The following is a 9,744-nucleotide window of genomic DNA, read 5'->3' on the forward strand; positions in this document are numbered from 1 at the left end:
CGCCTCACGTCGTGACAACAACATCTGGTGCGACCCTGAACAGGCCAGTGCGCCTTAACCCACACAAATCGCGAAGGGACCCGGAATCGTCATAGACCGCAAAGCTCGACTCCTCGCCCCGGGGCACCCTTGTCCCGTCGTTGAAGACGAAAAAGCGGTCCCCGACCTGAACCGTGTAGGTGACGGGGTTGGACAGGGCATCAGGCAAGTCATTGTTGAAAATCACGGACACCGATATTTCCTTTTCTGCAAATCGGATTCGACGCTGCACCATACCCGTGCGTGCGGCCGCGCCATCATCAGAACTGATGAGCGCGGGTATGAAAATGACTGTCAGGACAACGATTTATTCCTTTGCCCGGCGCGTGCCGGACAAAGGGGGTGGCCCTTATGGGCAATGCTGCGACGGGGCAGGCCTCTCCCGGCGCCCAAGGCCCGCACCTTTCGCATGCGAAANTTGTCCCGGAAACGGCAGAACGCCTCAGGCGACACGCCCTGTCGCTCAAAACCGGGGCGGGGCCTTTTGCCGGACCGGGCCGCCGTTCAGACCCGTTTGCGGACCCAGCCCAGGAACGCCTTGTCGGCATCGGTCAGGCGCGGTGCGCCCGAGGCGGCCCAGACGCCATGCCAGTCGGCCTGAAGCGCATAGACATCGGCGCCGGGGATCAGCGCGCGCGCGGCTTCCAGCGTTTCGGGGCGCAGTTGCGGCGGGCGCGCAGGGACGGCTTTGCGCGGCGGCCCGCCCCGGCGCGGGGTCACGCGCAGGATGTCGCCCGGCTCTTCGCTCAGGTGGTAATCGGGCAGATGATCGGTGGCGATCATCTCGCGCAGCATGGCGCGGAACACCCGGCGCGGGCTGGCCGAGCCGGATTTGTGATGCAGCACCGAGACCGAGATGCGCCATTCGGGCTGGCGGCCGCAATGCTTGCGCGCCAGTTCATAAATCCGCCGCTCCAGCGGCTTGCGCAGGCGAAAGTAATCGCGGCTCAGCGTCAGCACTGATTTCGACAGCACCGCCCGATAAAGCCAGTCGGACAGCGTCACCGCCACGCTGACCATGCGCCCGCCGCGGGTCTTGCGCGCGATCTGCCAGGTCTCGATCAGGCCAAAGCCGGTGGTCACCTCGTGCCCGCCGGTTTCCAGGTTGGTGGTGATGCGGGTGCCGGCCAGCCGCTCGAACGCCTCGCGCAGGCGGCGATAGCTGTCGCCGGATGTTTCGCGGTTGGTCGCCACCAGCAGGTCATGCGCGGTCAGGTGCAGCGTGCGGCTGATCGCGCGCCCGGCATTGAGCGCCGCCACAAGCTGGCTGATGCAATAGATCAGGATGTCCTTGTCATGGATCGTGGCCAGCCCCTTGACCGAGGGGGTCACGGTGATCTGCGCGCCGTTGTGGGTGTAGTCCAGGATGCGCCGGTCGGGCCGGGTGGACAGCGAGAACATCGGATGCTCCATCGAGGCCAGGTCGTCCTTTGGACTGGCCGCGAAGATATCGCAGACAAAGAAATCCGATTGTGGATGATATGCGGGCCCCAAGGCCCCTGCCCCGCCTGTCACGCGCCTGTTCCTTCACTGCCTCAAGGTGCGACCGGAGCGATTTTCCGCCCTTCTTGCCGCGCCCCCGGTTGGCCAAAGATGGCTCCGGGAGATTCGTGGTTTTGTTGACACCCGAGGGTAAAGTTATCCACAGGCTGCGTCCAGCGCTGATCACGCCGCGATCGGGGGATCAGAGTCGCGCGATCGGGTTTCCAGAGTCGGTTCGTCGTGGTTTCAGAGTCGCAAGGCTCCTGCGAGATCCCAAATCCGCCCCGCAAAAACAGGGGCTTTGGCAAGCCGGGCAATCCCTGTAACACTACAATAACCATATTTAACCGCAATTTGCAGCAACAGCCCGGCCCCGAACGTCCGATCCGCATGGAAAACAGGGGAAATTTGCTTGGGAAATCAGGAAAAACAGCCTGCATGTGCGCAAAATGCTTTCATGTATCACCTTTTGAGGTATACTTAGGAAAACACATAACATGGGGCTGGATATGGTATCCGAGAGCAGCACACCCCCCTATTTCGGCATCGACCCCGACCGGGCCATGGCCGATCTGGACACACCCGCCGATACCGGGCGGTTTGCCCGTATCGCGCAGGCCTGTGCGCAGGGGCGTGACGACCTGGCCCGGCAGGGCATGGACGAGACCGGGGCCAAGACGCTGCGGCTGTTTTCCACATGGGAGATCACCCGCTACCTGATCCCGGTGAACACCGCGCATTTCCGCCGCGTGCTGCGCGCCAATCCCGACCTGCCGCAGGGCCGCAGCGACACCACCGGCGGGGCCAAGTGGTTCACCCTCGATGAGGTGCTGCGCCTGCGTGCGCATTTCTCAGAGGCCGGCAGCCGGGCCAAGGAATACCGCCCCTACCGCCCCGCCGGACTGCCCGCCAAAATGGTGGCGGTGGCCAATTTCAAGGGTGGCGTGGGCAAGACCAGCACCGCGGCCCATCTGGCGATGTCGGCGGCACTTGATGGCTACCGCGTGCTGGTGGTGGATCTGGACAGCCAGGGCAGCATGACCTCGATCTTCGGCGGCAAGGTCGCGGATGAATGGCAGACGGTGTTCCCGCTGCTGGCGCGGCATTACGCGCGCCATGTGCAGGGCGACAACCAGCGCCGGCAGGACCGGGGCGAGCCGCCCCAGCCGCTGGACGACACCCTGTCCGAGGCGCTGGACATGCGCGCCGATGCCCTGATCCAGAGCACCCACTGGCCCAACATCGACCTGATCGGCGCGCAGCTGAACCTCTATTGGGCCGAGTTCCAGATCCCGGTCTGGCGCATGGGCGCGCGCGGCTGGAAGCTGTGGGATGCGCTGGCCGACAGCCTGACCGCCGATGGCGTGCTGGACCGCTATGACCTGATCTTTTTCGACACGCCCCCGGCGCTGGGATACCTGACCATCAACGGTCTGTCGGCGGCCGATATCCTGCTGGTGCCGCTGGGGGCATCGTTCCTGGAATTCGACAGCACGGGGCGGTTCTTCGACATGCTCCATTCGACCTTTGCCAGCATCGAAGAGGCCGAGAACATGGCCGCCCGCGCGCTGGGACGCGAGGGGCTGGCGTTCGAATGGGATGCGGTCCGCGCCCTGATCACCCGCTATGACGGCGCGCAGCAGGGCGAGATGGCGGCGCTGATGCAGGCCTATCTTGGCCCCACCCTGTCGCCGCACCGGCAGGATTTCACCGCGCTGATCGGGCAGGCGGGCGAGCAGGTCAACGGCATCTACGAGGCCGATTACCGCGATTTCAACCGCGAGACCTATGTGCGCGGGCGCGAGACATTCGATGCGACCTATGCCGCCTTCAAGCGGCTGCTGACCGGCGTGTGGCGGCGTGACGAGCTGGCCGCGCAAAAGGCTGCGGAATGACGGCGCGCGCCCTGTTGACGGCGCGTTCAGCCGCCCGCGCGACCCTGCCCGCCGATGATGTGCTGAAAGGAGGCCCGCAATGGCCAAACGCAAACGTCTGAGCCTGCCGCTGCCCGGCACTCTTTCCGGTGATCCCGGTGTTGCTGACACCGGTCCCGACCGCCCTGCCCTGCAGTCGCGCGCGCCCATCGCGCAGGTGGCGGGCGATGCCGCCGCCGTCGCCGCCTTTCACGATGTGGCCGGCGAGCTGACCCGCGCGCGCGAGGATGGCCGGCTGGTCGTGTCCCTGCCGCTGGATGTGGTGCGCGCCGATCACCTGACGCGCGACCGGTTGACCTCGGATGCCGAGGACATGGAGGCCCTGCGCACCAGCATCGCCACCCGTGGCCAGCAGACCCCAATCGAGGTGTTGGCCCTGCCCGGTGGCGGCTATGGTCTGATCTCGGGCTGGCGGCGGCTGCAGGCGCTGCGCGAGCTGGCGCGCGACGACCCTGAGCGCTTCGGCACGGTTCTGGCCCTGCTGCGCCGCCCCGACACCGTGGCCGAGGCCTATCGCGCCATGGTCGAGGAAAACGAGATCCGCGCCGATCTGTCGTTCTATGAACGCGCGCGGATCGTGCAGCGCGCGGTCGATGACGGGGCATTCAGCGACACCAAGCAGGCGCTGAACACGCTGTTCGGCTCGGCCAGCTATGCCAAGCGTTCCAAGATCAAATCCTTCCTGCGGGTGGTCGAAGGGTTGGACGGCGTACTGCGCCACCCCACCCGTCTGGCCGAGCATCTGGGCCTGAAACTGGCCCGCGCACTGGATCAGGATGCCAGCCTGCCCGACCGTCTTGCCCGCGCGCTGGACACCGTGGACCCCACGGATGCCGAGGCCGAACTGGCCGCGATCAAGGCAAACCTTTCGCATGCGAAAGGTTTGGGCAAGGAGCGATCAGAGTCTGGCCGGGCCGAAACAGGGTCGAAACCCGTCCCCGCAGCCCGCTATCAGCCCATCGGCCCCGGTCTGATGCTGGAGATGGACGAGGGCCGCATCGGCGTCACCGGCAAGCGGTTGAGCCCTGATCTGGTCAAGCGTCTGGAGCAATGGCTGCGCGCCCAGCCCGAGGCGCGCTGAGCCGCCGTCCTCACCCCCTCCGCTGTGAGGGCGCGCAACGGGCACCGCGCGCCCTGCTGTCAATGCGTTAAGCATGGCCCCCTAGCGTCTGCGGGCCATCACCCTCGCATCACAGACCGGGAGCCGCCCATGTCCGATACCTCTGCCATCCTGTCGCTGCCCTATATTCAGCCCGCACAGGCCCAGAAACACGTCACCCATAACGAGGCGCTGCGCCATCTGGATCTGCTGGTGCAGCTGACCGTCACTGACCGGGGCCGGTCTGACCCGCCCGCAGCCCCCGAGTATGGCGCGCGCCATATCGTCGGCACCGGCGCCATCGGCGATTGGGCCGGACAGGACGGGGCGCTGGCGGTTCATACCGCGCTGGACGGCTGGCAGTTCGTCACCCCCCTGCCCGGCTGGCGCGCCTGGGTGCTGGACGAGGCGCGGCTGGTGGTCTGGGACGGCAGCGCCTGGACCCCGGCCACCGCGCAGGATCAGGTCGCTCTTCTGGGCATCAACACGCAGGCCGATCCCACCAACCGTCTGGCCGTCGCAGCCCCTGCCACGCTGCTGAACCATGACGGTGCCGGCCATCAGGTGAAAATCAACAAATCCGCAGAAACAGAGACCGCCAGCCTGCTGTTTCAGACCGGCTGGTCGGGCCGGGCCGAGATGGGCACCGCCGGGTCGGACGGGTTTGCCATCAAGGTCAGTGCCGATGGCACGGGCTGGGCCACGGCGCTGTCGGTCGACCCGGCCACCGGGCTGCCGACCCTGCCCCAAGGCGCGCGGATCGACGAGTCGGTCAGCGGCAGCGCTGTGACCCAGAGCCAGACCGACACCACCGCGGGGCGGCTGACAAAGACCGGGGACTTCGGGATCGGCGGCAATGCGCCCTCGGTCGGCAATGCCTCGGTCACCGACAACAGCCTGGCACCGGGGGTCTATGCCTATGCCACGGCGGGCGGGTCCTCGGGCGGGCCGTCCGAGGTGTCGCGCGGTCTGCTGTTTCATGGTCGGCCAATGCCAATGGCGGGGAATCGCAATGGATGGTGGTCGAGTTGTCCAACCCGGTCACCGTCATGGCCCCGGGCGAGATCGTGTCGCGCAGCCGGACGTCCGGGGCATGGTCGCCCTGGGTGCGGTCCTATGGAACTGCCAATATCCTCGGCCCGGTGGGGCAGGCGGGCGGCCTGCCGACCGGCGCAGTGATCGAGCGCGGGGATGCAGGGGCCAATGGAAGCTATGTGCGCTTTGCCGATGGCACCCAGATCTGCGATGTGACCACCCCCGCGCAGGCCAGCACGGCGGCCATGGGCGCGATCTTCAGCGCGGGCTCAGATGCGGGCTGGAGCTTTGCCATGCCCTTTGCCGCGCCGCCGGTGGTAAGCGGGCAGGTGGCGGGCGGCGCAGGCTGGGTGGCGGTGTCCGACAGCAGCCCGACAGTGGCGCAATGCCGCCGCTGCTCCGCCCTGTCCGAGGCCACGGCCGTGCCGCTGCGCCTGATGGCCGTTGGACGCTGGGTTTAGGGTACAAGCGCCTCACAGAGCCTGTTGTGCCAATCGACGGCCCGCCCAAACCTTTCGCATGCGAAAGGTTTGGGCATCAGGCGAACACCATCTCGCCGAGTTATTGATGTCTGAAGCCGTAGGCAGAATTCTGAAATTTTCGTAAAAGCCTGAATGAAAGTCGTTCCCGCGCCATAATTCCTGCCCCCCCCACGCCAAGCCGTCCGGCGATGTCGGATCCGGGACATATGGGGTCGGGTATGGCGGTGGGATTTCAATATCAGGCGACGCTTTGGGCAGTGGATCGCCCGGTGCTGACCGGGCTGCGCGATCTGGCGATTGTACAGTCGGGGCCTGCGGGGCAGGGCGGGCTGGCGGTGCAGGCGGTGGCGGGGCCGGCCCCGGGGTTTCAGCTTTCGGCCTGGGGATTGGACGGGCTGGCGCTGCTGGACAGTACTGCCATCTCCGGCCCCGGTCGTGCGGGGGCAGAGCCGGATATCATCCCCACGCGCATGGCGGACGGGCAGGGGGTGACCCTGGTTCTGGGCGACGGGCAGACCGGGCTGGCGGGGCTGTGGTCGGACGGGGCGGGGGGCTTTGGCCCTGCCGTCACGACGGGGGGCAGCGCGGCCGGCCTGTCGCGCGACCTGACCGGTCTGACCGTCGCGGGGCAGGGGGTTGCGGTTTTCGCCTATGGGCTGGTGGCGGGCAGCCAGGCGCCTGCCGCCTGGACGGTGGGTGACGATGGCCGGTTCACCGCGCTGTCGCCCGGCAATGCGGCGGCCCCGACAAACGGCATGCCTGCGCCGGGGATGACCGGGCTGGCGCAGGCCGGCGGCTACGTAGCGGCCGGTGGCACGGGCGACGCGCTGGTGGTGCTGTACCGCATCGGGGCGGACGGGCGGTTGACCCTGTCCGACACCGTGGCGCAGTCCGGCAACCCCGGAATGGGCGGCGCGGTGGTGATGGCCATGGCCGAGGCTGGCGGGCAGGCCCATGTGATCGCGGGCGCCGCGGGCAGTAACACGATCACCGTCTGGTCGGTGACCCCCGGCGGCGCGCTGGTGCTGAGCGATCATGTGATTGACAGCGCGGCGAGCCGGTTTCAGGGCGTCACCCATCTGGCCGTTGCCACCCATCAGGGCGCGGTGTTCGTGGCCGCGGGCGGGGCCGACAGCGGTGTGAGCCTGTTTCGCCTGACACCGGGCGGGCGGCTGGTGCATCTGGCTGTGGTGGCCGATGGGCTGGGCTGGTCTCTGGACGGGCTGGCGGCGCTGGATCTGGCGGCGGACGGGCAGGGGCGTCTGCATCTGGTGACCGCCGGGCTGCGCGATGCCGGGATCAGCCATTTCACCTTTGACCCCGGGCTCGGCACGGTGATCGAGGGCAGTGCACGCAACGACACGCTGGGCGGCACCGCCCATGGCGACATCCTGCGCGACGGGGCCGGATCGGACATGCTGCGTGGCGGGGCGGGGTCGGATATCTTTGTCTTCGATACCGATGGTCAGGCCGATACAGTGACGGATTTCAACCCGGCGCAGGATCGGCTGGACCTGTCAGGCTGGGCCTTCTGGCGCGGTGCGCATCAGCTGGCGATCGATCCGCGCGTGGACGGGGCCGAGGTCACCTTTGACGGCCCGGCAGGCACCGAGCGGCTGGTGCTGCTGTCGGCCAACGGCCAGCCGCTGAGCATCGCGCAGGTGCAGGCCGCGATCCTGCCGGGGCCGGACCGGTTTCTGCCCGGCTGGCTCGATACCGCGCGGCTGCGTCCGCCCGATCAGGACGCGCCCGCCGGTCAGCAGGTTCAGGGCACGCCGCGGGTCGATGTGCTGGCAGGGGGGGCGGGCCATGACACGATCAACGGGATGGCGGGGTCCGACCGGCTGGACGGCGGTGCGGGCAACGACCTGATCTTTGGCGGGGTGGGGTTCGACACGATTATGGGCGGGTCAGGGGATGACACGCTGCGCGGCATGGACGGGTTTGACAGCCTGTGGGGCGGGTCCGGTGATGATCTGCTGTTTGGCAACAATGGCAATGACGGGATGTCGGGGGAGGCCGGGGCAGACACGCTTTATGGTGGATTAGGCTCTGATACGCTGCTGGGCGGGGATGGCGACGATCACCTGCTGGGGGGCAATGCCGGCAATGACACCCTGCTGGGGGACGGGGGCGACGACCTGCTGCTGGGGGGCATCGGCAATGACGCGCTGTATGGCGGGGCGGGGGATGACACCTTGCTGGGGGCCAATGGTGCCGACAGCCTGTGGGGCGGGGCAGGCAATGACCTGCTTGAGGGCAATGCCGGCCCCGACCATCTGTGGGGGGGCGACGGCAATGACACGCTGCAGGGCGGCATCAATCACGACGTGCTGTATGGCGGGTCGGGCAACAACCTGCTGATGGGCGAGGATGGCCGCGATACCCTGATCGGGGGACGGGCAATGACACGCTGTATGGCGGGGCAGGGGACGACTGGCTGGAGGGGGTTAGCGGCACCAACCTGCTGGACGGTGGCATCGGGGCCGATACATTTGTCTTTCGCGGCGGTGTGACCCGTGTTGTGCGCTTTCAGGCTGGAATAGATACTGTTCTGTTCGATCCCGTGCTCTGGGGTGGCAGCGCGCGCAGCCCGGATCAGATCCTTGCAGGGGCGTCACAGGTGGCGGGGGGCTGGTTGTTCGATTTCGGGCTGCAGGGCCAGTTGCGCATCGAAGGCCTGCCCGGGGCCACCCTGACCGAAAGCGATATCGGGCTGATATAGAGCCTGTTCCAGAGGTCTGGCTTACCAAGCGCGTTGCAGGGGATGGCACATGGTCCCACGGCAGGTCCGTGGCCATGCCGCTGCTGCGCCGCCCCGGTTCAACATGGCTGGGCGGCGCGTCCTTCGTGTCGGCTGTCCCGTGCGAAACCCCGCCCTGTCCAAGACACCGCCCTTCTCAAAGGACGGTGCTCCTGGAGAGCCGACCTTAGGTGGGGTAGGTTCCGAAGTTCGATCCGTCTCCAGTAAGAGCGCCCCGCAAGGGGCGCTCTTTTCGGAATGGCCGGAGTGGCATCTTAGTGGCTGTAAGATTGCTCTTCAGCCAGAAGGTTGATGCTCAGGTGGCTGCCCTGGAGGCTGACATTGGCATCCTGTTCCACGTACATGTCCGCGATCTGCTGTTCGGTCGCGTTCATCGTGGTGTCACCGATCGGTGTGTCGTCCAGTTTGTCCTCGCACACAACCCGTCCCAGATCGATCTCTTCGCAATGCGCAACGGCCTGGACCGGATCGCAATCCGGCAGCGTGACGCACTTGTCCTCGAAGTAGATGATCCCCTTGCCATCGCCGTCTTCGCCGGTCTTGAGCAAGAGGTCGATCAGGGCGCTCTCGTCGAAGAACGGATCGGTCGGGTCGATGGCTTCCAGTTCGGACACCAGGCCCTTTACGACGATCGTGGACCCGCCCACCATGATATGGACATCGTCACCGTTTTTGACGCTGGCCGACAGATCCGACGGATCGAAATCGGTGTGGAACACGATCCGGTCACCGTTGTCGGCATCGAAATCCATGATCCAGTTCTTGTGGCCGATATCGGTGCTGACATAGTCGCATTCGCCGTCACCGTCGGTGTCGACACCGTGACCAAAGACGAAATCATCGCCATCGGCCCCGCCAAACATCCGGTCGTTGCCTTTGTAGCGCGACAAACTTGATGAGAAGAGCGCG

9 protein-coding genes are annotated in these 9,744 nt (G+C 66.6%); 6 read left to right on the forward strand and 3 right to left on the reverse strand.

All coding sequences use genetic code 11. The annotated features are described in order from the left end of the window. Positions 1 to 4: 4 nt before the first annotated feature. Positions 5 to 232, reverse strand: coding sequence for a hypothetical protein (locus ACFTOW_RS02040; protein WP_379912564.1), 228 nt, complete (start codon positions 230 to 232; stop codon positions 5 to 7). A 311-nt stretch (positions 233 to 543) separates the two neighbouring features. Beyond that, positions 544 to 1,554, reverse strand: coding sequence for a replication initiator protein A (locus ACFTOW_RS02045; protein WP_379912566.1), 1,011 nt, complete (start codon positions 1,552 to 1,554; stop codon positions 544 to 546). A gap of 476 nt (positions 1,555 to 2,030) precedes the next feature. Between ACFTOW_RS02045 and ACFTOW_RS02050 the strand changes: the two genes are divergently transcribed. From ACFTOW_RS02050 to ACFTOW_RS02075, 6 genes are all read left to right on the forward strand, one after another. Beyond that, on the forward strand, positions 2,031 to 3,416 hold the full coding sequence (locus tag ACFTOW_RS02050) for an AAA family ATPase (protein WP_379912568.1): 1,386 nt from the start codon (positions 2,031 to 2,033) through the stop codon (positions 3,414 to 3,416). Between the two features lie 79 nt (positions 3,417 to 3,495). Continuing rightward, positions 3,496 to 4,536, forward strand: a complete 1,041-nt coding sequence (locus tag ACFTOW_RS02055) for a ParB/RepB/Spo0J family partition protein (RefSeq protein ID WP_379912570.1) — start codon at positions 3,496 to 3,498, stop codon at positions 4,534 to 4,536. A 129-nt stretch (positions 4,537 to 4,665) separates the two neighbouring features. Next, positions 4,666 to 5,733 carry a DUF2793 domain-containing protein gene (locus ACFTOW_RS02060; protein ID WP_379912572.1) on the forward strand — a complete coding sequence of 356 codons (1,068 nt, stop codon included), beginning with the start codon at positions 4,666 to 4,668 and terminating at the stop codon, positions 5,731 to 5,733. Further along, positions 5,730 to 6,050, forward strand: coding sequence for a hypothetical protein (locus ACFTOW_RS02065; protein WP_379912574.1), 321 nt, complete (start codon positions 5,730 to 5,732; stop codon positions 6,048 to 6,050). Before ACFTOW_RS02060 ends, ACFTOW_RS02065 begins: the two co-directional genes overlap by 4 nt. A 239-nt stretch (positions 6,051 to 6,289) precedes the next feature. Further along, positions 6,290 to 8,587: a calcium-binding protein gene (locus ACFTOW_RS02070; RefSeq protein ID WP_379912576.1), complete on the forward strand. Its 2,298-nt coding sequence runs from the start codon at positions 6,290 to 6,292 to the stop codon at positions 8,585 to 8,587. After that, a complete protein-coding gene (locus ACFTOW_RS02075) occupies positions 8,512 to 8,796 on the forward strand; it encodes a hypothetical protein (protein ID WP_379912580.1) in 285 nt (94 codons plus the stop codon). Before ACFTOW_RS02070 ends, ACFTOW_RS02075 begins: the two co-directional genes overlap by 76 nt. A gap of 293 nt (positions 8,797 to 9,089) precedes the next feature. On the opposite strand, the gene ACFTOW_RS02080 is transcribed toward ACFTOW_RS02075, so the two are convergent. Beyond that, positions 9,090 to 9,744 (reverse strand): hypothetical protein (locus tag ACFTOW_RS02080; protein ID WP_379912578.1); only part of this gene is annotated, 655 nt, incomplete at its 5' end.

The organism is Lacimonas salitolerans, assembly GCF_042677865.1.
GTDB classification, from domain to species: Bacteria; Pseudomonadota; Alphaproteobacteria; order Rhodobacterales; family Rhodobacteraceae; genus Lutimaribacter; species Lutimaribacter salitolerans.

What these genes read in the sequence shown, in the direction of transcription:
- ACFTOW_RS02060 (WP_379912572.1), top strand. Translation starts at nt 4,666, where the DNA reads ATGTCCGATACCTCTGCCATCCTGTCGCTGCCCTATATTCAGCCCGCA.
- ACFTOW_RS02050 (WP_379912568.1), top strand. Translation starts at nt 2,031, where the DNA reads ATGGTATCCGAGAGCAGCACACCCCCCTATTTCGGCATCGACCCCGAC.
- ACFTOW_RS02055 (WP_379912570.1), top strand. Translation starts at nt 3,496, where the DNA reads ATGGCCAAACGCAAACGTCTGAGCCTGCCGCTGCCCGGCACTCTTTCC.
- ACFTOW_RS02070 (WP_379912576.1), top strand. Translation starts at nt 6,290, where the DNA reads ATGGCGGTGGGATTTCAATATCAGGCGACGCTTTGGGCAGTGGATCGC.